Here is a 20,663-nt window from a genome sequence, read left to right on the forward strand (position 1 = left end):
CCGCCGCGTCGCCTGCGGTGAAGGGCCCGCGGCATCACCGATCGGGGTCGACGACTGGCCTGGCGGCGCAGCGCCGAGGGATTCTCCTTCGCTCGCCGCCCTGTTCCCGGGCCGTTCGATGCGCTGCCGCCTGTTTCGGGATCCTGCATGTGTCCCCGCACTCTTCCGGCCCAACGACTGGAGCTATGGGGTGTAGAGCGTCAATAAAAGTTGCCGTCGCCTGACAACCGTTTCCGCTACCGGCTCACCCTTCGCCGCGCCGCTTTCCTTGGCACCGTCGTCGACTCCTCGCTCTGTCACCGCTGGCGCAGAGAGCGATGTGTCGCCAAAGATCACCGAGGGCGTGGAGGTCGACTTCAACATCATCATGGTGCACCACTGGGATCGGCTCTTCGGTGGGGCGTTGCTCGCGAAGTCAAGGCGCCTCGCGTGGGCTACACCTCTGCGCCGAACGTTCGAAATCGATGAAACTCGGTGCCGAAAGTGCCACGCGCGGATCTGCATCCTCTGTGCGATCACCGAGCGCGCCACGATCACAAAGATCCTCGAGAACCTCGGCATGCCGGTGGATCCTTCGCCGGTCAAGCGAGGGAGAGACCCTACCTGGAGCGAGGCCCCGCTCGGGCGCGGATCAATGGATGACCTCGCCGACGGGCGCTTCCATGTCATTTCAAGGACTTGCGTCCCTAATTCCACGGCGGTGCTATGGGTCACATGGGGAGACGTGGATCGGAAACGTGAGAGTAGCCACGCCCCCGAGCCCGTCGCCAACTTCCACCCGCAACAGGTAATCGCCCACGATGCTGGGGGTGAACGTCTGGCATTCCGGCGATTCGGCCGTGCAACCTACGATCGCCGGAGCGCCCTGCATCAGCGAACCCGGGCCGGGTCCTGACACGACCGAGAACGAGAACGAGAGGGCATCACCGTTCGGATCGACGGCGTTGACCCTGATCTGCGCCGCCTGGCACAAGGTGATGAATTTGCTCTCGGCGATGAGCAGTCCTGTGATCTGCGGCGGATCATTGAGCACGACGACCGCGTCAAGCCCGCCCATCTCGGCGCCACTACACTGTGATACGAGGACAACCTCGTTCGTCACGTTCGGCAACACCGTCACTGTGGCCTCGACTCGTCCACATTGCACTGATGGCGTGCCGAACGTGGTGACAGGAATGGCGCACAGTCGGTAGTCACCGACTGGCAACACGAATAGTGCGTCTGCGAATGCGTGTGCGCCGGAGCCGGGTGGTTGGAGCGATGGTGGAAGGACCTCCGTTTCCAGCGCATTGATGGCCTGCGTGAGCGGATTATCACAAGACTGGGCAAGCGTCGCGATACGAAAATCGATGGCTGCCACATCGTGCTGATTCGCCATCGTCAAGGCGGCAGTGACGTTTCCGACGCCCTCCTCCTGGCTCGGTGCTTCCCCGTCGCAACCTGCCAGGGCCACCACACACAACAACCAGCAAAGGACGAATGGCGTTTGCTTTTTCACAAAAAGACCTCCTGATCAACGCTCCCAACTTTCCTCGTCGGCCGCGCGCTTCCGGCTGAATCAGGCCTTGGATTTTTGTTAACCATGCGTGACATTTAATGAATGTCAAGCGTCACGAAGCGGGCCAATGTCAGCCGTGCTCGCGCCGCCCCGGGCGGGGCTCAAAGCCTGGTACGGCCCAGACGGCATGGCTCGATCCGTGATCGCTTTGACGCTCTCGAGCTGTGACGCGCCGAGCGTGCGGCGGTGGACGTTCCGGGTAGATGGTTGGCGGCAGTTTGAGTCAGTGTGCGCGCTCGAGTTCCCGCCGCATCCAACGATATCAACGTGGGCGCGTGGAAGCGCAGAAAGGCGGCCACCCTGGCGTCTTCCGAGCGTGGGGACCCGCTGGCGGTGCACGATGTCCCAGTGTTGCGCCATCTCAGGGAAATCACGAACCTCTTCGACGACTTGACCAGAATCGTGGATGGGATGTTCTGTCCACTGCGACGTGGGGTAAGGTTTCCGTTACCGTTACCGTGGCGGCGCAGGTTAGCCCAGGATGGCGCGCTCTTCGGCGCGCTGACGCGCCTCTTCGTCGACGGCGTGGAGTGGTTGAACGAAGAGCGCGCTGTGCGCCGAGGCGCGCTCAGAGAAACTGGTCGATAGCGAGTGGTCGCTGGAAACAGCAGCGATTTTCGTAGTTTCCGCCTGCTTCGCCGCCGAGGGCGGCTCCGGTGTGGCCCAACGCGGCGCCCTCTTCCGCCGCGTCGCCCGCGGTGAAGGGCCCGCGGCATCACCGATCGGGGTCGGCGCCTGGCCTGGCGGCGCAGCGCCGAGGGGTTCTCCTTCGCTCGCCGCCCTGTTGCCGGGCCCTTGGATGCGCTGCCGCCTGTTTCGGGATCGTGCCTGCGTCCCCGCACGCTGCCGGCCCAACGACGTGCGGATCTGCCGCCGCGTGAAATGCGACCGGCAGCATCCGCTGGTTGGGCAGCTTGGATGAGAACAGCGGATCTGCGCCGGTGGCTGGGGATCGCGCCGGCTTGATCGAGATCCAGTCCGCGCCAGCGGACGCGCGGTTCGGCCCGCGAGCTGGGCGCGATGGGGCTCCTCTGAGTCAGCGCGCGCGCCGGTAGTGCATCGCCATCGCGCCGCAGCGGAGCGGCTTGGCCGAGACCAGATCGAGCCGCCGCGTGGCGGGCAGCCCGCTCTGGTACAGGGTCGGGCCGTGGCCGGCGAGCTTGGGGTGGACGAGGAACTTGTACTCGTCGATGAGATCCAGCCGATCCAGCTCGGTCGCGAGCTTGCCGCTGCCGAGGAGCACGCCGGCCGGGGTCGCGTCCTTGAGCTTCTGCACGCCCAGGCGCACATCGCCGGCGATGGGGTGGCTGTTGGTCCACGGGAAGTCCTTGCGCGTGGACGACACCACGTACTTCGGCTTGGTCTCCAGCTTGGCCGCCCACTCGCGCAGCGCCGGGGGCGCCTCCTCGTCGCCGCGGGCGACCGCCGGCCAGTAGCTCTCCATCATCTCGTAGGTGACGCGGCCCCACAGCATCGCGCCGCTCTCGTCCATGAGGCGGGTGAAGAAGGCGTGCGTCTCGTCGTCGACGATCCCCTCCTGGTGGTCGACGCAGCCGTCCAGGGTGACGTTGATGGCGAAGGTCAGCAGTCCCATGCGGCGAGTCTCCCTCGGAACGAGGCATCGGTCAATGTTCCGGTATTGCCATGCGCACCGCGAGGCTCTCGGCTTTGTCGTCTCGCAAGACCCTCGAGTCCGTGGTGTCGCAAAGCACAGGCCCAATCTGACGTTCTGGCAAGATGTACAGCTGCAGGGATGCCTGAGTCCCCCCTACACCAGGTGAGGCGTTTTCGGTAGCGGCCCAGGGGACAACTCGGCTCACCTTCGAGGAGACTTGGGTCTCCTGCGTCGCCAAGGTTGGTTTGTCGACCGCCCGATAGCCGCCCGCTGGGCGTGCCATCGGGTTACGCCGTCACCCGCAGCTCTTCGCGGGTGGCCACCTCGACGTCGAACCCTGCGCCCACCACGCAGACGTCGGCTTCGATATTCGTCGCATTCATCGCGCGAACATACAGGAAGCGCGCAGGTTTGTCCTGGCCCCCCGCCTGCGCGCTCCGAGGATGACGCGCAGGATCAGCCGCCTCCGTGCCCGACCACCACGATGGTGTTGTTGGTTCCGCTGTCGACGACGTCGGAGGCGTCGAAGACTTTCGCCGTGCAGGACTGCGAGCCAGGGCCCAGCAAGATGGGCTGCCCGCTGAAGTTGGCGAAGTTGTTCAGCGTCAGCAGGTCGTTCGTGCAGGGCAGCGGCGTGCCCACGAGGATGTTCGGCGCGCCCACGCTGATGCCCAGCGGAGCGCTGCCCGACAGCACGTTGTGGGCGGCCACCAGGCCGTTGCCCATCAGGTGCTCGATGAGGCTGCTGCCAAAGCCCGGCGCCGCATCGATATGGTTGAAGCGCACCGAAGGCTGGAGGTACGAAGGCGCCCCGTCGAGTTCGCTGAGGTCCGCGATGAACAGGGACGATGCGTTGAAGGGCCCTGTCGCCACCGCCTCGATCTCGTTGTGGGCGAAGCTCACCGTCGAGGGCTCCTTGGGCCAGCGGCTCGTCTCGGTGAGGCTCTGGCCCGCGAGCACGCCCACGGCGTGCCCGTTCGAGTCGAAGAAGCGGTTGTGCTCCACCGTCAGCGGCGCGTTCGACGGGCTCAGCAGCAGCGTCCCGAAGGCAATCAGAAAGGGATCCGTCGCCACGCCGTGCCCCGAATCGTCGAAGACGTTGTTCTCGATATCGGCGAACGCCTGTGGGTAGACGTCCTGCGGCGGGGACGGGAAGCGGAAGGCGCTTTGGGCCTCGAAAGCCTCCAGGCTGGCGGGCGGCGACAGGAACGTCTCCACGGCCACCGAGTGAAGCTGAGTATGCTCGAGAACACAGTTCTTCACCGTCACGAGCCCGTTCACCGGAAGGTGGTCGAACTCATTCCAGCCACCGTTGGCGGTGTCGGGCTCGACCGGCAACCACTGTTCTCCGCCGATGAACACCAGGCCCTCCATCAGATTGCTGCCCAACGTCGGGCTCAGAATCTGGCCGTACACGCCCACGTTTTTGATCGACACGTCGTAATGCTCCACCTTGAAGTCCTTCGTCGGGTCGTAGTTGCCCTTGGATCCGGTCACCAGCACGGCCGCCCACACTGGCCTGACCTCGGTGCCGTAGTAAGTCAACGTGGGCCCCTCGCCCTCGACGGTGAACGACAGATTGCGCAGCGTGAGGTTCGTGCTGGTCAGCTGCCAGGGCGTCTTGCGCGAAGGCGGCTTGTTGAAGACCGCCAGGATCGGCGGAAAGCCCGGTGGGAACAGCCGTTCACGATACGCTTCATTCAGCAGGGGGAACACGTACGTGCCGTTCGCGGCGCGGCCGCGCGCCACCAGCACGGTCTCGTTCATGCCGGCGCCACGCACCTCCGCGTCCAGGCCCTCGGCCGCCAGCGTCTCGCTCACGTGGAACGTGCCGGCGTCCAGCGCGATGCGGCCGCCGCGCGCCACGTTATTCAGCGCCCATTGCAGGTTCCTCGTGTCGATCGCCATGCGCTTGAAATCGTCTTGCAGCCCCACCGGCGTCACCCGGATGACCCTGCCGTTCCCCACCACCTGCACGTGGTCGGGATCGGGAAGCACGGGTCGCGGCATGGCATGCGTCGTGGCAGCGGTGAGCAGCACGAAGAGCGCCGCGCCGACGGCCTTGGGGGTACCTTCGTTGACTCTCGCCATTCTTCACCTCCGCGGTGCTTTGCCGGATACTCCCGGCTGCGGACGGGCCAAACGATGCCACTCGGCGGCGCCTGCGCCACGCCACCTTCGCCGTACTTGCGGGTCGTTCGCCTCCTGCTCCGGGTGCATTCGGAGCCTGACGGGACGTCGGGATCGTCAATTTAACGCGAAATGGCTCCGTGGCACGAAAGCTCCATGTGCTCGGTCACCTTGACAACGGCGGCCGATCGCGCGCCGCGACCTCGACCCGTCGGGCACCTTCGCCAACGCCCCCCGGGGGGCACTCCTCTCGGGGGCCTAAGCTCTATTTGCGCGCTATCGCAGCCAACAGCTTGCCGACCAAGCCGGATCGCAGCGCGAGGAAGTGTAGCGCGGCAGAGCGAAAGGTGGGACCACGAGCGTCGTGACGGCTCGGTCCTGAATCGAAAGCGCGTGGTCCGGGCGGCGCCGCGCGCGCTAAGGGGCGCATCGGCGTGCCGTGGGCACACGTGTCCGTCCGGGCGTTGGTCTGGCCGTCCGGGCGTTGGTCTGGCCCGGGAGGCGCGTCGCGAGACGCTATACGGCGTCACCGAGCGCCTTGCGGCGCACAACGGTGCTTTTCCAGTACGGTGGTCCCCGGTTGGGAGAGCGAGCGCGCAGCGTTGCAGGAGGAGATCATCCGGGTGCAGCAGAGCCGGCTAGCGGAGCTGTCCACGCCGATGATCCCGATCACCGAGCAGGTGCACGTCGCGAGCTTGTGTCCGCAAGCGCGCAGGAGCCCGCGCGGCCGCCTCTCCTCACGTCGGCCCGGCGGGGCGCGCCCCGACTCCCCCTCGCCTCGACTCCCCCTCGCCTCCTCGGGTCAGGTGCGCGTGATGGAGAGGCCGCCGTCGACCAGCGCGGCCGTCCCGGTGACGAAGGAGGCGTCGTCCGAGGCGAAGTAGAGCACGGAGCGGGCCACCTCCTCCGGGGTCGCGACGCGCTTGAGGGCGTGGAGGCTCGTGATGAACGCCTGCGACTCCTTCGTGCTGTTCGCCTCGTGGTACATCGCGGTGTCGACGGCGCCCGGTAGGATCGCGTTGACCCGCACGCCTTGCGGCCCGAACTCGGCGGCGAGGGCCTGCGTCAAGCCGATCAGGCCGGACTTGCTCGCGGCGTACGCGGCGGTGCCCGGGAACGCGACGGTGTAGCCGACGAAGGTCGAGGTGAAGATGACCGACCCTCCGCCGTGCTTCAGCATCGCGGGGATCTGGTGCTTGGCGCCGAGGAACGCGCCGGTGAGGTTCACGGCGAGGGTATCGCGAAAGCCTTCCTCGGAGACCCCGGTGCTGGGGCCACCCTCGCCCAGGACGCCCGCGTTGTTGAAGGCGATATCGAGCTTGCCGAACTTCTCTGTCGCCCGCGCCACGAGGGCCTTGGCGTAGTCTTCCGAGCGCACGTCGCCGGCCAGCGCGGCGGCGCGCCCGCCGCTCTTCTCGATCTCGCTCACCAGGCGCGCGAGCTCGCTCTCGCGCCGCGCCCCGAGGATGACCTTCGCCCCCTCGGCGGCGAAGAGCTTGGCGGTGGCCTCGCCGATACCAGCGCTTGCGCCCGTGATGATAGCCACCTTGTCTTGCAAACGTCCCATGATCCTTCTCTCCTGTCCGGCGCGCGGCGTCCCAGGGGCCGAGTGACAGACGGTCAGCGTTGCTGCTCGAAAGAGGGGAGAGGGCGCCGCCATCAGCCAGCGCGTCAGCCCCTCTGACAGGCGAGAGGGTAGAGCGCGGCGCGCGTTCGCAGTAGGCTCCCGTCGGTGGAACTGGATTTCGGAAACGCCGAACGATGAAGCTCGAGGGCATCGCGACGTTCGTGGCCGTCGCCGAGGCGCGATCGCTCAGCGAGGCGGCGCGGCGCCTGCGCCTGTCGAAGTCCGTCGTCAGCGAGCGCCTGGCCGAGCTCGAGAAGAGCGTGGGCGCGAGCCTCATCCACCGCACCACGCGCAAGCTGTCGCTCACGGAAGATGGGGCGGCGTTCCTGGAGCGGGCGGTCCGGATCGTCCGCGAGGTCGAGGACGCGACCGCCGATCTCGCCGCGCGGCGCGGCACCCTGGCGGGCCCCCTCCGGCTGTCGGCGCCGGTGACCTTCGGGCGCATGCACCTCGGCCCGGCGCTCTACCCCTTCCTTTTGCAGCACCCGAGGATCGAGCTGACGCTCGATCTGGATGACCGCCGCGTGGACGCCGCCGCCGGCCACGACGCGGTGGTGCGGCACGGGCCCATCGTCGACTCGCGCCTCGTGGTCTGGCGCCTTGCGCCGAGCCAGCGCGTCCTCGTCGCTTCGCCGGATTACCTGGCGCGCCACGGCGCGCCGGCGTCCATCGCCGAGCTGGAGAAGCATCGGGGCATCTTCTACACGAACCGCGGCATCGCCGACTGGCGCTTCCCGGGGCCGGACGGCGCCGTGCTCGTGCGGGCGCGCGTCGGCCTCCGCGTCAACAACGGCGACATGATGCGGGACGCCGCCGTCGCCGGCCTCGGCGTCGCTCTACTGCCGATGTTCATCGTGGGCGCGGCGCTCAGGGCTGGTGAGCTGCGCGTCATCGACGTCGGCGCCCAGCCCGAGCCCGAGTTCATCTTCATCGCGCACACGGAGGGGCGGCGCCCCTCGGCCAAGCTCCGCGCGCTCGCCGACCATCTCGTCACCGCCTTCGGGAAGCCGCCGTACTGGGATGAAGACGTGGGAGAGAAGAAGGGCTCCTCCGCGAAGCCGAAATGAACCCGGAAGGCTGACGGCTCTTCCGCCCTCCCTTTGCGGCTCGCAACCCACGAAGCGCTCGACGCCGCGCACCTGCGGGGCCTGCTGCGCGACCCGCTCGTGGATGTTCGTCGACGTGCGGCGCGGCGCCGCGCCGAGCAGCTCGAAGCGCTTGCGAATGACGACGACGGGGCGGGGCATATCCCCGGGGGGCGCCCGGACAGGGTACTCTGGGCGCCGCCGGGCTTCGGCTTCACGACCTGCGTGCGCGCCGACGCGAGCGCGGCCGAGAGGCCGCCGACCGACCGAGACCCAAGGAGACGCCCATGACCATCGCCCTGCACAGCCTGACGACCGGGACCTTCGTACCCTTCCTGCGCAACCTCTCCGCCCTGTTCGACAAGGCAGCGGCGCAGGGCCACGACGGTGCTGCGCTCGCCCAGATCCGGCTCGCCCCCGATATGCTGCCGCTCTCGATGCAGGTGCGCTTCGTCTGCGACCAGGCCCGCTTCGGCGTCGCGCGGCTCGTGGGCGAGGAGCCGCCGGCGGTGGCCGAGGCCGACGCCGACGCCGACCTCGCCGGCTTCAAGGCCCGGATCGAGCGCACCATCGCCTACGTCGAGTCCGTCGCGGCCGACCGCTACCGGGGCGCGGAGACGCGCACGATCGCCTTTCCGCTGGCGACCGACCTGGCGGTGGAGTTCACAGGCGAGCAGTTCCTGCGCGACTTTGCGTTCCCCAACTTCTATTTCCACCTGGTCACGACCTACGACATCCTGCGCAACCAGGGTGTCCAGATCGGCAAAGCCGACTACCTGGCCCACATCGGCTACGCGCTGCGCGGCACCCCGCCTGCCGAGGGAAGCGGACGGCAGTAACCATCAACGGTCGCCCCTCCGGCGGACGCACGAGGAGGCGCCCCCCTGTGCCACCGGCGCGATACCGAGGGTCGCATCGTCGGCGTCGAGGGCTCGATCGTGGGCCCGTTGACGCTCAAGATGCCGGCCGCTCCGACCCGACGTAGCCCTCGCCCGGCACCGCCTGACGCGTCAGCCAATGTGCGTGTGGAGGAACTCGACCGTGCGCTGCCACGCGAGCGCGGCGCTCTTCGGCTCGAACTTGGACGAATCGGTCGAGCGCATGAACGCGTGGCCGGCGTCGTAGACGTAGAGATCCATCTCGCCTCCACCGGAGCGCGCCGCCTTCTGGATCTCTTCGGCTACGGAAGGGTTCGCCCAGTCGTCCACCTTGGCGTAGTGCCCGCAGATAGGCGTCTTCACCCTGGCGAACTCCTCCGGTGCGATCCGCGGAAGACCGTAGAACGGGACCGCCGCCTCCAGGGCCGGCCGCACGTAACGTGCCGCAGCGAGGGTGAGCGCGCCACCCAAGCAGAAGCCCGCGACCGCGACCCTCCCGTTGCACCGGGGATGCGAGCGCAGGTAGCCGACCGCGTGGCCGAGCTCACCTACGGCCTTCTGGAAGTCGAAGGCGCCGATCAGCTTCGCCGCCTCCTCGTCGTTCTCGGCGAGCTTGCCGTGATAGAGGTCGGGGGCGAGCGCGAGGAAGCCCGCCTGCGCGAACTGCTGGCAGTGCGCTCGCATCACCTCGTTGAGGCCGTGCCACTCGTGGACCACGACGAGCCCCCCGACCTTGCCCGAGCCAGGCGGCTCGGAGAGGGCGCCCTTCATCTGCCCCGCGTTCCCCAACGAAAACGCCACCATCGTCGTCATGTTGTCCTGCTCCTTTCGTCACTCACTCCTCGTCACCAGGGCACGGGGCCGCGCGCGTCGAAGAACCCGCCGGTCGGGCCGGCGTCGTCGAGGAGCGCGAGCCTCACGGACGCGCGGGCGCCTTCCTCGACGGTCTGCGTGCCGCGGTGGCCATTCAGGTCGGTCGCGGTGTAACCGGGGTCCGCGGCGTTGACCTTGATGCCCGTCGGGGCGAGCTCCTTCGCGTACTGCACCGTCACCATGTTGAGCGCCGCCTTGGAGGCGGGGTACGCGATGGCGTTGAACGACGCGTACTCCCACGCTGGGTCGCCGTGGTTCGCGAGCCCGCCGAGCCCGCTCGACACCATGACGATGCGCGCCGCGGGCGACGCTCGTCGGAGCAGCGGGAGCATCGCATTCGTCACGGCGATGGCAGCGAAGACGTTGACCTCGAACACGTGGCGCACCTCGTCGAGTCGCGTCGCGCTCGGCGTGGAGCGGCCGAGGAGGATGCCCGCGTTGTTCACGAGGACATCCAGCCGCCCGAGGTCGCGCTCGATCGTGCGATGCGCTTCGGCGACGCTCGCGGCGTCCGTCACGTCGAGCGCGATGAAGCGCGCGTCGATGCCTTCTCGGCGCAGCGCCGCAGCGGCTCGCGCGCCGCGCTCCTCGTCGCGTGCTCCGATGAGCACCGTCATGCTCGCGCGGCCGAGCTGGCGGGCGGTCTCGAGGCCGATTCCCTTGTTCGCGCCCGTGACGAGCGCTGTTCGCTGGACGTTCATGCCCTCCCTCTACGACCGAGCGCCCAGAGGAGATTGGGCGATCTTGGTTCGACGCGCGTCCTCGGGGAGCAGCCCGAGAACGCCCTAGCGCCGAGAAGGGCCGCGCGGTATCGTCCTCGGCGTGGATCTCTCGGCGGCGCAGCGCGGGCGGAGCCAGATCGCATTCTCACGCCCGGCTGCGCTCCCCGGCCTCACCGTCGGGCAGTTCCGGAGCGACGGGCCCCTGTTCACCTGCGTGACGGACCGCTACGCCACCGCGCTCCACTTCAGTGGCCGCTCCGAGTGGTCGCTTCGAGGCGCGCGCTGGTCGAGCGGCCCGGGCACGATCGACGTGAAGGTCCCCGGAGAGGTCTTCGCAGAGCACGCCCGCCAAGGCCAGCGGCGGTTTCAAGTCGTGATCTTCGACGCGCGCATGGTCGACGAGGCGCGCGCGACGCTGGACTCTCCCGCGTCGCCCCCGACGGAGAACGCGCTCTGCGCGCACGACCCGCGCGCTGCACCGTTGGCGGCGTTGCATCGCTCGCTGCTTCGCGGCGACGCGACGCCTCTAGAGCTCGCGGGCGTGTCGTCCGAGGCGCTCGCCGCCCTGTGCGAGCTCACCACCATGCGCCGAGATCCGCCCCGTCCGCGCAGCGCGTGGGCTCGCGCGGTGACGCGCGCGCGCGAGCTCCTCGATGCGCGGTTCACCGAATCGATCGCGCTCGACGAGCTCGCCGCCCACGCGCGACTCGACAAGTTCCGCCTCTGTCGTGCCTTCCGCGAGGAGGTCGGGCTTCCCCCGCACGCGTACGTGACCTACCGGCGCGTCGGCCTCGCAGGGGCGCTGCTCGCCCGGGGAGTCCCTCAGGCGGAGGTCGCTGCGCGCGTGGGGCTCTACGACCAGAGCCAGCTCCACCGGCATTTCAAGCGCATCGCCGGGGTGACGCCGGGGGCGTACGCCCGAGCCGCCCGCTGACTCTTTCTCCTCGACGCGCCGCGCCTCGCCTACGCCTGCCGGATCAGCCTGTCGATCTCCGCCGGGATCCAGCCGGCGGGCGGCTCTCGTCCCGAGACGGCGGAGGCACAGAGCGCTGCCTCGGGCTCGTCGTCCTCCTCGACGTCGTGCTCGATCTCGAGATGCCCGTGCCGCCGGGGGTAACGGAGCATCCACCCGACGGCGTGCTCCAGGACCTGACCGGTGCCACCGGCAGCCCGAGCAGCCGACCGATCGCCTCGTGAACGATCCGGGCCGCCACCTCATCCCCGAGGGCGACGGCTCGGCTCAGGGTGCCGGCGAGCGACGCAACCACGGCGGCTTGAGGCGAGGGATCGACCGTCGCGAGTTCTCCGGGCCCAGGGCTCGGCGGTTGGGCCCGGGTTGGGTCCATGCCTTCTGAGGGGGTGCGATCCGTCGCCACGCTCTCCCGAAATCCCCGCGGAAGCGACGGATTGCGACGGTTCGCCCCCGCGGAAGAGTCCCGCCAGGATTTCAGCGACGATGCGGCGGACGCGGGCGGGATATCAACAATTTCAATCTGTTCTGTCCGATTCACGGCAGAGCGCGCGCCCTGCGCGAGGAGCGGAGAAGGCGAGAGCGGGGCGCGGCGCCTCAGAAGGCGGCGTCACGGTGCTTCGCCTTGTACTCCGCCTTGTACAGATCATGGCAGGCCTTGCAGCTCGCCTTGGCGCCGTCGATATCGCCCTTCTTGGCCTTCTCCGCGCCTTCCTTCGAGATGGCGACCCACTTCGACATCCCGGGCGGCGGCTTCGACGCCACATAGTCCAGCGCCGACGCGATCTTCGCGCCGTCGCCGCTCGTGGTCGCCGACTGCATCACCGTCTTCATCCAGCCCTGCATCGGACAGGCCTTCTGTCCTTTTGCACCGCAGCCGAAATCCTTCCCCTCGGCGACCGATGCGGGGACGTCCGCCGCCTCGCCCGCGGCCCACGCTGCGCCCGCAACGCCGCCGACAATGCCAATGCTGGCGCTCATGATCATGGCCCCCATCAGCTTCATGCTCATCGACATCTGACGTCTCCTGGTCTGGTGAAAAGCAAGCTCAACCACCCCATCGCAGCACGAAATGTGATCGTTCACATTGCCGACGTCAATCCAAATCGGCCGAGGATGGGGCGAGCTCTTGGCCGGAGCGCGCGCTCGAGTCGACGCGCACAAGAGGCGATACCCAGGGAGCCGGCCGCCTGCGGCCTCGAGCGCCAGCCGTCCGTTGCCAGGCCGCCGCAGGTCGGCGCAGGTCACCATCGAGCGCATCGGGCCGGCGATCACCGCGGTCCGGCGCTCGCCCCGCCCCGTGACGCGGCGCTCCGGATGAGCCCGCCGGCGCGTCCTCCCTTCGGGATCGAGGATCCGCTCGGGCCGGTCGATTGGGTTTGACACAAGGAATGTGATCGTTCACATTTCGAAGGGGAATACTTGTTCTTTGCCATGGGTGGGTCGTCCTGCGTGCCTTTGCGCCGGCCATCCTCCCATCTGATGGGCGCCTCCGTCGAGTCAGCACCAGGGGTGCGGGGCGCCGGTAATTCCGCTCGCGAGAGGATTCAACGTGCGCCTTAACACAACGTGGTACCGAGCAAGAAGAATGACCCTGTCGGCGATGGCGCTGGCCACCGCCGCCGCGATTGCGTCCCCCGCTCGGGCGGACAACCCGATCGTGCAGACCTCCTACACGGCCGACCCCGCTCCCATGGTGCACGAAGGCCGGTTGTACCTCTACACGTCCCACGACGAGGACGTGTCGGTGAACAACTTCTACACCATGAACGACTGGCACTTGTACTCCACCACGGACATGGTCAACTGGACCGACCACGGCACGCCCGCGGGCTACAAGAGCTTCAGCTGGGGAACCGGCGATGCGTGGGCGGTGCAGGGCGTCGCCAGGAACGGCAAGTTCTATCTCTACGTGCCGCTGAACAACGCCACCGGCGCGAAGATCGGCGTGGGCGTATCGGACAACGTGGCAGGCCCGTTCATGGACCCGCTGGGGAAGGCGCTGGCCCAGAAAGACAGCGGCAACATCGACCCGACGGTGTTCGTCGACGACGACGGACAGGCCTACATGTACTGGGGGAATGGCACCCTCCGGTACGTGAAGCTGAACTCGGACATGATCACCACCTCGGGAAACATCACCAACGTGGCGTTGAATGGCTTCACCGAGGGGCCGTGGTTCTACAAGCGAGGGTCGCTGTACTACATGGTCTACGCCGCCATCGCCGGGAGCGAGAAGATCAGCTACGCGACCAGCAACAGTCCGACCGGGCCCTGGAACATCCGCGGCGACGTCATGGACGCTGGCCGCACCTTCACCAATCACCCCGGCGTCGTCGACTACAAGGGGCACTCGTACTTTTTCTATCACAACAGCGCATTGCCGGGCGGCGGTGACTTCAAGCGCTCGGTGTGCGTGGAGGAGTTCAAGTACGGCGCCGACGGCAGCATCCCGAAGCTCACGATGTCCACGAACGGACCGCCCGCCATCGCCACGCTGGATCCGTTCAAGCAAGTCGAGGCCGAGACCATCGCCTTCTCGTCCGGGCTCAAGACCGAGGTGTGCACCGACACGGGCGCCGGCATGAACGTCACGTCCATCAGCAACGGCGACTACATCAAGGTGAAGGACGTCGATTTCCTGGACGGCGTGACCTCCTTCGAGGCTCGGGTATCGTCCGCAGCCGGCAACGCGAAGATCGAGCTCCACCTCGACAGTCAGAACGGCACGCTGCTCGGGACGTGCGACGTCTCGGGCGCGGCGTCCTGGACCACCAAGACCTGTGCGGTCAGCGGGGGCAGCGGGAAACACGACTTGTTCCTGAAGTTCGTCGGTGGCGGCGGCGACCTCTTCAAGTTCAACTGGTGGCGGTTTACCGGACCCACCATGCCGGGTGACGGGGGCGACGGAGGCGGCGGAGGCGGCGGAGGCGGCTCGGACCCGGGAGCGGGCGGCAGCGGTGGCAGCGACGGCGCCGGGGGCGCGACGTCGGGCACCGGCGGCAGCGCCGTCGCCGGGGGCACGACCTCGGGCAGCGGCGGCTCGGTCACCGGAGGCACCAGCGGAACGACCGGCACCGCCGGCTCGGGCAGCAGCGGCAGCGCCGGATCCTCCGGTGGGAACGACGCGGACGGCGACGACTCGGACGGCTCGTGCGCTTGCCGGACGGGCGCGAGCACCGGGAACGGCGGAAGCGCCGTCGCTCTCTGGCTGGTCGCTTCGGCGCTCGTTCTCGGGCGTCGGCGCCGGTAGGCGCTCGCGATCCGGTCGCGGATCGCTGCGAACGGCCGGCATCGCTGGCCGGGTTGGCGAAATCGAATAGGCGTTTGCGGGACTGCGCCTGAGCAGCAGCGGCGGCGAGGTCCCGGCGCACCCCGCAAACACCTGGATCCGCGGGCGCGCCGGGGGCTCTCGTCAGCGCACGAGGGGCTCCGAGGCGCGCTTCAGGCCGGTCAGCGCCCTGTAGCGGGCGGCGATGGCCTCCAGCTCGCCGGGGGCGAAGACGTCCTCGATACGGTCGAAGCCGTCGGGCGCGCGCTCATAAGCGATCTGCAAGCATTGCTCCGGACCGTTGCGGCGATTGGACGCGACGATGGCGGCGGTAGCGGGCAGGCGCTCGGCCTCGTAAGCGGCCAGCGCTTCCACCGGATCCGCATGGGCGGCGAGCGCGCGGACCAGCGCGCGGGCGTCCAGGATGGCCTGGCTCGCCCCGTTGGAGCCGTTCGGATACATGGGATGGGCGGCGTCGCCCAGCAGCGTCATGCGCCCATGGCTCCAGCGCGGCAGGGGATCGCGGTCGACCAGCGGAAACTCGTAGATCGCCTCGGCGCCCCGGATCAGGTCGGGCACATCCAGCCAGCCGAAGCGCCAGGCCTCGAACCTGGGCAGGAAGTCGGCGGGGTCGCCCAGCCGGTTCCAGTCCTCCCGTCGCAGGCTCCTGGTGACCGCGAGATCGGCGGCCCAGTTGATCGTCTGACGGCCGTCCGGCCCCGGTGGGGAGATCGGATAGGCGACGAACTTCTGGTCCTGATGCCCGGCAATGATCATGCTGGCGCCGGTGAGGAAGGGCGCCGCCCGGGTGGTCGCCCGCCAGAGCATGCGACCGCCGTAGATCGGCGGCCCCTCGTCCGGATAGAGGCCGGCGCGCGCCGCCGAGTGGATGCCGTCGGCGCAGATCAGGAGGTCGGCGGAAACCTTCCACGCCGCGCCCGCGCGATCGTGGAAGAGCGCCACGATGCGGCCCTCGCCCTCGTCGTGGCGCGAGAGGCGCCGATCGCAGAGCACCCGGTCGGGGCCCAGCCGCTCGACGGCGGCGTCGAACAGCACACTTTGGAGAGCGCCGCGGTGAAGGGACAGCTGCGGCGTGGCATGACCCGCGAAGCGGCCGCGCGGCTCGCCCCAGATGCGCTGGCCGAAGCGGTTGAAATAGATAAGCTCGCGGGTCGCTACCCCCTGGGCCAACAGGGCCTCGAAGAGACCCAGCTCGCCCAGCACCTCGACGGCGTGGGGCAGCAGGTTGATGCCGACCCCGAGCGGCAGGACGGTGGGCGCCGCCTCGAACACCGTCACCTCATGACCCGAGGCGTGCAGCGCCAGAGCCGCGGCCAGGCCGCCGATCCCGGCGCCCGCGACGATCACTTGCATAGGTCCTCCCGTAGACATGCGGCTCGACGCCGCCCCTTGTTGAAGCCGCCGCCCTCTCGATCGCCGGCACGGCGGCCGCTGAGCGTCGTCATCGCGGCCTCCGAGCATTGCGACGAGCGGTCCACAGGTCCTTATCACGATGACCTCGCCGTCGCTCGAGGACAGCACGCACCTGGCGTCCAGCACCGTGCTCGATCCGAGGAGCTGGGAATCTTCTCCTCCGGGAAGCACCGATCCCGACAGGCGCTGATCGCGTAGGAGCACGCGCGCGCAATCGCGAGCGGCGATGGGGAGCGGAGCTGACGGCTCAGCGAGGGCGGGCGCGCGCCATCGCCTCCGCGAGCGCGAGGTCGTCGGGCGTGCCCTGCGCGCGCAGCCCGGCAATGGCGCCGTCGCGATCCTCGGGGCGGCGGTTCTGCGACAGCTTGAGCTTGCCCTCGATCCGCGTGATCTCGATGGAGAGGCCGACGATCGCGGGGAGCAGCGCGGCTCGCTTCTCCGGCGAGAGCTCCGCGACGCTCCAGGGCTCGGGCCGCCCGCGCTCGTTCACGTCGGAGAGGCGCGCGAGCAGCGCGAGCAGCGCGTCGTGGTCCTCGATGGCCCGCGGCGCGCCATGCGCGTGGACGACGGCGTAGTTCCAGGTCGGCACGTCGTCGCGCGAGGCGTACCACCCGGGCGAGATGTACCCGTGCGGCCCGCGAAAGACGGCCAGGACCGGCGTGCTCCCGTCGAGCGCGCGCCGGATCGGGTTGGCCCGCGCGACGTGCGCGAGCAAGGTGCCATGAGGGCCGCTGTCGCGATCGAGGAGGAAGGGCACGTGCGCAATCATGGGCACGCCGTCCTCCCCGGGCGCGATGAGCATGCCGAACGGGTTCGCGTCGATGAGATCGTGGAGGTCGGCGAGGTCAGGTGCCTCGTAGACCCGGGGAAGGTAGATGGATCGCGGCGCGCCCGTCGTCATGACGGCAGGGTGTACCACGGCGCGCGCCGGCAGCCCTTGGCGACCCGACCAGCGCGATCGGGCGACTCGATTGGCTCGACTTTTGAGCCGTTTTTCTGGATTCAGGGTGTATTATTCTAGTTTTCTGAGAAGATTCTTTGGTTCATGCCCATCATTAGCCAGATTCCAGAGGTGGATCTCTCGTTGGAGCCTCCACCCACCTAGAAATCAGAGTCCATTGTCTAGATTCTGTCGACTTTTGTCTGGTTCTTTGGCTAGGATGTCTCGATGCCCCTTGTCCCTGCGCCCCCTGTCGCCCCGCGCGGCTACAGCGCCGTCGAGCTGGCGCGCGCCGCCGGTGTCAGCACTGGCACGATCAAGCATTGGTTCGCGGAGGGTCTGATGGACAAGCCCGCGTTCCACGGCCGCCGCACGACGTACGGCCGCGAGCACCTCGTGCGGGCGCTCGCCATCAAGAAGCTGCGCGAGCACAACCTGCTGCTCCCGGAGATCAAGCGGAAGCTCGCCGAGATCCCGCTCGAGGAGCTGGCGAAAGAGGTGCTGCCGCCGGAGCCAGCGGAGAGCGCGGCGTCCGGCGCGGGGGAGCGCGCGGACGCCGCGGAGCTCGGCCGGGCGTGGCGGCGCGTGGAGCTGATGCCGGGGCTGGAGCTGCACGTGCGCGCGGACGCCGGCGCGGTGGTGCACCGGATGGCGGTGGAGATCCGCGAGAAGTACGGGTGTGAACGCGAGGAAGGGCGGCGCTAGCTCCGGAAGACCGTCGCTGTCGCTAGCCGCTCGCCTTCTGCGCTCCCAACGCCATCATCGCGTCCCAGAACATCTTCTCATACGCCTGAAATAGCCTGGTCGTGCGGCGGATCGCGCGGGGCTCCACGCCGCGGTCGAGCCCGTCCTGCACGATGGCGACCGCGGTGTCCTCGAACGACGGCAGCGCCGCGAACGCGTCCAGGAAGGCGGTGTGCTCGGGGCCGAAGCCGTACCGGTCGCGGAGCGCCTTCCCCATCCTGCCGCAGTTGAACCCCCACGCCGGGAAGTTGATGAGCAGGGCGCACGCGATCTCTGCCGCCGAGGCGTTGGCCGCCGCCCAGGCCATCTGGACGGCGTACGCGAACCCCTCCGCGGTGACCTCGTACCGATCCAGGTCGTCCTTCGTCATGCCGAGCTTCCGGCCCATGGCGGCGATCCCGTCCGGCGCCACGAGCTCGCCCTGGAGGACGCCGCTCCAGAAATCGCGCCAGGGCGTGTCCCCGAAGCGCTGGAGCATCATCGCCATCGAGCGCAGGTCGCTGAGCACCACGTGGTGCTGGTGGCCCGGGAAGGCCCTCAATCCAAGGGCCGTGACCTCTCCCCGTTCGATGGCGTCCGGATAGGGGTGAGCCCTCAGCTGATCGTCGATGCCCCGGAGCTCTTCGTGAATGTCCTTCACCAGCGCGGCCGCGGTCTTCATGGATCTCTCCTCCTGATCGGGCGCCATCCTACTACCGCATCGCCGCCGAGATCCCACGACCTGCGGGGCGCTACCCGCCGGCGCGCTGCCCGCTTGCGCCCCCCGGCGCCGCCGCCGCCCGGTGGGCCCACGCGCACGGCGCTGTCCGCGATGCTCCGGTCGAGCTGCTGCCTGCCGACCCTTCATCTGCGCGCACCGCGAACGCAGAGATGGTCAGCACGGTCATGATGGCTCCGAAGGTGCCGAGCCCCATGAAGGCCGCGATGCCGACGTGGAGCGCCACGGTGGCCGCCACCCAGAGCCGCCGGGTGCGCCGCGGCCAGATCATGAGGGGATAGCCGCATTCGATGAGCAGCACCATCCAGCCGGCGCCCACGGCGAGCCATGGATAGCGGGCAAGCCAGGTGAAGTCGCGCTGGCGATACTCGGGCAGGTTGAGCGTCCGCCAGATGGCATCGCCGTTCCACCACTGCTCACCGAGCGCCTTTCCCAGCCCGCTCGCGAGGTAGACGATGCAGAGGTGGATCTGCACCACGCGCAGGGCGAGCCGCGCCATGCTCGTGGGCCCGGCGGGCGCGCGGCCGAGCCGTCGATCGAGCGAGAGCGCCGCTCCCGCCGGCATCCACAGGAGATAGAACAGGAAGATGTTGGCGAACTGGTCCACGCCGTAATTCGTGCTGTCCGCCGTCATCATCAGCATCAGGTGGGCGAACCAGGCGCCTGCCGCGGCCACCCTCGTGTACCATCCCGCGAGCAGCGCGCCGAGCGCGAGCACGTAGAGGGCGCCCACGGCGGCGATGATGGGCGCCTCTCCGATTCCGAGCGCGGCGAGGCGGTCTATCAGCCAGCTGAGCCGGACAGCCCCCGGCCTCCCGAGCGCGTCGAGGAATGGAGTCTGGAGGATGCCCGATCGCCCATAAAGCTCGAAGAGCGCAGGAGCGACCATCGCCGCCTGGATGAGAAGAACCGAGGCGAGCCCGATCCGGAGGACGGCGAGCGGCGCCGCCGACGCAGGAGCGAAGGCGAAGCGATCGACGGCCGCGCACGCTCGCGCGATCCCACGCTCGATCGCGGCCCGGGGAGCAGCCGTCGACCGCGCGTTCACGGCGCGCTCCCGCCGCTCTGCTGCGCGCGCGCGAGCTTCGCGCGATGAACGAATTTCGCTCGATAATTCAGCTTCCATCCCGTGGGCTTGCCGTCGCGGTACTCCGCCATCGTGGGGAGCTCGAACGTGTCGAGTCGTACGACGACGCTGTCGGCGTCTGGGTGCCTGGCGAGCACCTTGCCGGCCCAGGAAGCCACGAGCGAGCGCCTCACCATCGGATCGTCCTCCAGCGAGAACATCCCGATGATGTTCCTGACCCGGATATCCGCTTCACGGCTCACCCCCGTCTCCAGGACGTCGGTGGCTTTGCTCCCGTTCGCGCCGTTCACCTGAAAGCTCGCGGAGAGCGTCGTCCCGACCCCTGGAGCGAAGAACGAGTACCCGCTGTCCGCTCCGGAGAGCAGGCCATAAACCTGCACCGCCCGGCGCGCCCATCCCCCGTCTCCCACGCTGACGTGCAGAGCGCCCAGGCAGACCACCGCGAGGTGCGCCGCCGCTGCGGCGAGCAGAAGGACGGCCCGCCTTCGGCCCGTGGCTGTTCCGTTCATGCGACTCACCTCCAGGGTGCCACGACGCCGGCACCTCTCCCGACAGGACGATCCGCGTTGCCGGCAAGGCGGCGCTGGGGCCGAGCGTCGACTCGACCTGCAAGCGGCGCCATGGGCCGTCAGGGATCAGCGCTGACCAGCCGTCAGGCTCACGACCGGAGCCGGGAGCCCTGCCCGCGAAACGTCGCCCCTGACCCCCCAAGGGCCGTGATGGCCGTGATGGCCGTGATGGCCGTGAGCCCCGTGGAGGCCGTGATGCCCGTGGTGGCCCTGACGATCGCTGGCGCTCGCGTCCGCCGAGCCCGACGCGCTCGTCTCCTCGACGAGCGCGAGGTCCTGAATCGGTATCGTGCTGGCCGCACGAGCGAGCGGAGCGACAACGACGACCGCGGTCGCCACGAGAGCGCCGGTCAACCTCGACTGTTTCATTTTCGATTCCTGTCCTTCCATCCGGGCACGCTGACTTACGTGCCGGGTGATGGTGCGCCCGACGCCAAGAGGG

General features: G+C 68.7%; 19 protein-coding genes. 5 read left to right on the plus strand and 14 right to left on the minus strand.

Annotation, left to right across the window (positions count from 1 at the left end):
• Positions 1–183: 183 nt before the first annotated feature.
• From POL72_RS08335 to POL72_RS08355, 5 genes are all read right to left on the minus strand, one after another.
• On the minus strand, positions 184–369 hold the full coding sequence (locus POL72_RS08335; RefSeq protein WP_272094501.1) for a hypothetical protein: 186 nt from the start codon (positions 367–369) through the stop codon (positions 184–186).
• 334 nt (positions 370–703) lie between these two features.
• Positions 704–1,498 (minus strand): hypothetical protein, encoded by a 795-nt coding sequence (locus POL72_RS08340; RefSeq protein WP_272094502.1) that lies wholly within the window; start codon positions 1,496–1,498, stop codon positions 704–706.
• 1,096 nt (positions 1,499–2,594) lie between these two features.
• A complete protein-coding gene (locus tag POL72_RS08345) occupies positions 2,595–3,152 on the minus strand; it encodes a dihydrofolate reductase family protein (protein ID WP_272094503.1) in 558 nt (185 codons plus the stop codon).
• A gap of 477 nt (positions 3,153–3,629) precedes the next feature.
• Positions 3,630–5,264, minus strand: a complete 1,635-nt coding sequence (locus POL72_RS08350) for a hypothetical protein (protein ID WP_272094504.1) — start codon at positions 5,262–5,264, stop codon at positions 3,630–3,632.
• An 841-nt stretch (positions 5,265–6,105) separates the two neighbouring features.
• A complete protein-coding gene (locus POL72_RS08355) occupies positions 6,106–6,870 on the minus strand; it encodes an SDR family oxidoreductase (protein ID WP_272094505.1) in 765 nt (254 codons plus the stop codon).
• A 194-nt stretch (positions 6,871–7,064) separates the two neighbouring features.
• On the opposite strand from POL72_RS08355, the gene POL72_RS08360 reads away from it, so the two are divergent.
• Together POL72_RS08360 and POL72_RS08365 are read left to right on the plus strand one after the other, a co-directional pair.
• Positions 7,065–7,997, plus strand: a complete 933-nt coding sequence (locus POL72_RS08360; RefSeq protein WP_272094506.1) for a LysR family transcriptional regulator — start codon at positions 7,065–7,067, stop codon at positions 7,995–7,997.
• Positions 7,998–8,302: 305 nt separating this feature from the next.
• Complete coding sequence (locus POL72_RS08365; protein WP_272094507.1) at positions 8,303–8,854, plus strand: DUF1993 domain-containing protein; 552 nt, start codon at positions 8,303–8,305, stop codon at positions 8,852–8,854.
• Between the two features lie 171 nt (positions 8,855–9,025).
• Here POL72_RS08365 and POL72_RS08370 read toward each other — a convergent pair whose 3' ends face one another.
• A complete protein-coding gene (locus POL72_RS08370; protein ID WP_272094508.1) occupies positions 9,026–9,706 on the minus strand; it encodes a dienelactone hydrolase family protein in 681 nt (226 codons plus the stop codon).
• A gap of 32 nt (positions 9,707–9,738) precedes the next feature.
• Positions 9,739–10,467: an SDR family oxidoreductase gene (locus tag POL72_RS08375; protein ID WP_272094509.1), complete on the minus strand. Its 729-nt coding sequence runs from the start codon at positions 10,465–10,467 to the stop codon at positions 9,739–9,741.
• 121 nt (positions 10,468–10,588) lie between these two features.
• Between POL72_RS08375 and POL72_RS51170 the strand changes: the two genes are divergently transcribed.
• The gene (locus POL72_RS51170) at positions 10,589–11,422 is read left to right on the plus strand and encodes a helix-turn-helix domain-containing protein (protein WP_272094510.1); all 834 of its coding nucleotides are present in this window, start codon (positions 10,589–10,591) and stop codon (positions 11,420–11,422) included.
• A gap of 29 nt (positions 11,423–11,451) precedes the next feature.
• Here the strand turns inward: POL72_RS51170 and POL72_RS08385 are convergent, their stop codons facing one another.
• Positions 11,452–11,613 carry a hypothetical protein gene (locus POL72_RS08385; RefSeq protein WP_272094511.1) on the minus strand — a complete coding sequence of 54 codons (162 nt, stop codon included), beginning with the start codon at positions 11,611–11,613 and terminating at the stop codon, positions 11,452–11,454.
• 442 nt (positions 11,614–12,055) lie between these two features.
• Positions 12,056–12,733, minus strand: coding sequence for a hypothetical protein (locus tag POL72_RS08390; protein ID WP_272094512.1), 678 nt, complete (start codon positions 12,731–12,733; stop codon positions 12,056–12,058).
• A gap of 313 nt (positions 12,734–13,046) precedes the next feature.
• Between POL72_RS08390 and POL72_RS08395 the strand changes: the two genes are divergently transcribed.
• Positions 13,047–14,711: a glycoside hydrolase family 43 protein gene (locus tag POL72_RS08395; RefSeq protein WP_272094513.1), complete on the plus strand. Its 1,665-nt coding sequence runs from the start codon at positions 13,047–13,049 to the stop codon at positions 14,709–14,711.
• 162 nt (positions 14,712–14,873) lie between these two features.
• On the opposite strand, the gene POL72_RS08400 is transcribed toward POL72_RS08395, so the two are convergent.
• A complete protein-coding gene (locus tag POL72_RS08400) occupies positions 14,874–16,103 on the minus strand; it encodes a flavin-dependent oxidoreductase (protein ID WP_272094514.1) in 1,230 nt (409 codons plus the stop codon).
• Between the two features lie 307 nt (positions 16,104–16,410).
• Positions 16,411–17,082: an FMN-binding negative transcriptional regulator gene (locus POL72_RS08405; protein WP_272094515.1), complete on the minus strand. Its 672-nt coding sequence runs from the start codon at positions 17,080–17,082 to the stop codon at positions 16,411–16,413.
• A 249-nt stretch (positions 17,083–17,331) separates the two neighbouring features.
• Between POL72_RS08405 and POL72_RS08410 the strand changes: the two genes are divergently transcribed.
• Positions 17,332–17,808, plus strand: a complete 477-nt coding sequence (locus POL72_RS08410) for a helix-turn-helix domain-containing protein (RefSeq protein WP_272094516.1) — start codon at positions 17,332–17,334, stop codon at positions 17,806–17,808.
• Positions 17,809–17,830: 22 nt separating this feature from the next.
• Here the strand turns inward: POL72_RS08410 and POL72_RS08415 are convergent, their stop codons facing one another.
• From POL72_RS08415 to POL72_RS08425, 3 genes are all read right to left on the minus strand, one after another.
• Positions 17,831–18,508 (minus strand): thiaminase II/PqqC family protein, encoded by a 678-nt coding sequence (locus POL72_RS08415; RefSeq protein WP_272094517.1) that lies wholly within the window; start codon positions 18,506–18,508, stop codon positions 17,831–17,833.
• 70 nt (positions 18,509–18,578) lie between these two features.
• A complete protein-coding gene (locus POL72_RS08420) occupies positions 18,579–19,613 on the minus strand; it encodes an HTTM domain-containing protein (RefSeq protein ID WP_272094518.1) in 1,035 nt (344 codons plus the stop codon).
• Positions 19,610–20,161, minus strand: coding sequence for a hypothetical protein (locus tag POL72_RS08425; protein WP_272094519.1), 552 nt, complete (start codon positions 20,159–20,161; stop codon positions 19,610–19,612). Before POL72_RS08425 ends, POL72_RS08420 begins: the two co-directional genes overlap by 4 nt.
• Positions 20,162–20,663 lie beyond the last annotated feature (502 nt).

This window comes from Sorangium aterium (genome assembly GCF_028368935.1).
GTDB classification, from domain to species: domain Bacteria; phylum Myxococcota_A; class Polyangia; order Polyangiales; family Polyangiaceae; genus Sorangium; species Sorangium atrum.

Coding starts and splice junctions, on each gene's coding strand:
- POL72_RS08415 (WP_272094517.1), bottom strand. CDS start 18,508: ATGAAGACCGCGGCCGCGCTGGTGAAGGACATTCACGAAGAGCTCCGG.
- POL72_RS08360 (WP_272094506.1), top strand. CDS start 7,065: ATGAAGCTCGAGGGCATCGCGACGTTCGTGGCCGTCGCCGAGGCGCGA.
- POL72_RS08410 (WP_272094516.1), top strand. CDS start 17,332: ATGCCCCTTGTCCCTGCGCCCCCTGTCGCCCCGCGCGGCTACAGCGCC.
- POL72_RS08375 (WP_272094509.1), bottom strand. CDS start 10,467: ATGAACGTCCAGCGAACAGCGCTCGTCACGGGCGCGAACAAGGGAATC.
- POL72_RS08335 (WP_272094501.1), bottom strand. CDS start 369: ATGATGATGTTGAAGTCGACCTCCACGCCCTCGGTGATCTTTGGCGAC.
- POL72_RS08345 (WP_272094503.1), bottom strand. CDS start 3,152: ATGGGACTGCTGACCTTCGCCATCAACGTCACCCTGGACGGCTGCGTC.
- POL72_RS08355 (WP_272094505.1), bottom strand. CDS start 6,870: ATGGGACGTTTGCAAGACAAGGTGGCTATCATCACGGGCGCAAGCGCT.
- POL72_RS08425 (WP_272094519.1), bottom strand. CDS start 20,161: ATGAACGGAACAGCCACGGGCCGAAGGCGGGCCGTCCTTCTGCTCGCC.
- POL72_RS08350 (WP_272094504.1), bottom strand. CDS start 5,264: ATGGCGAGAGTCAACGAAGGTACCCCCAAGGCCGTCGGCGCGGCGCTC.
- POL72_RS08395 (WP_272094513.1), top strand. CDS start 13,047: ATGACCCTGTCGGCGATGGCGCTGGCCACCGCCGCCGCGATTGCGTCC.
- POL72_RS08400 (WP_272094514.1), bottom strand. CDS start 16,103: ATGCAAGTGATCGTCGCGGGCGCCGGGATCGGCGGCCTGGCCGCGGCT.
- POL72_RS08370 (WP_272094508.1), bottom strand. CDS start 9,706: ATGACGACGATGGTGGCGTTTTCGTTGGGGAACGCGGGGCAGATGAAG.
- POL72_RS08385 (WP_272094511.1), bottom strand. CDS start 11,613: ATGCTCCGTTACCCCCGGCGGCACGGGCATCTCGAGATCGAGCACGAC.
- POL72_RS08365 (WP_272094507.1), top strand. CDS start 8,303: ATGACCATCGCCCTGCACAGCCTGACGACCGGGACCTTCGTACCCTTC.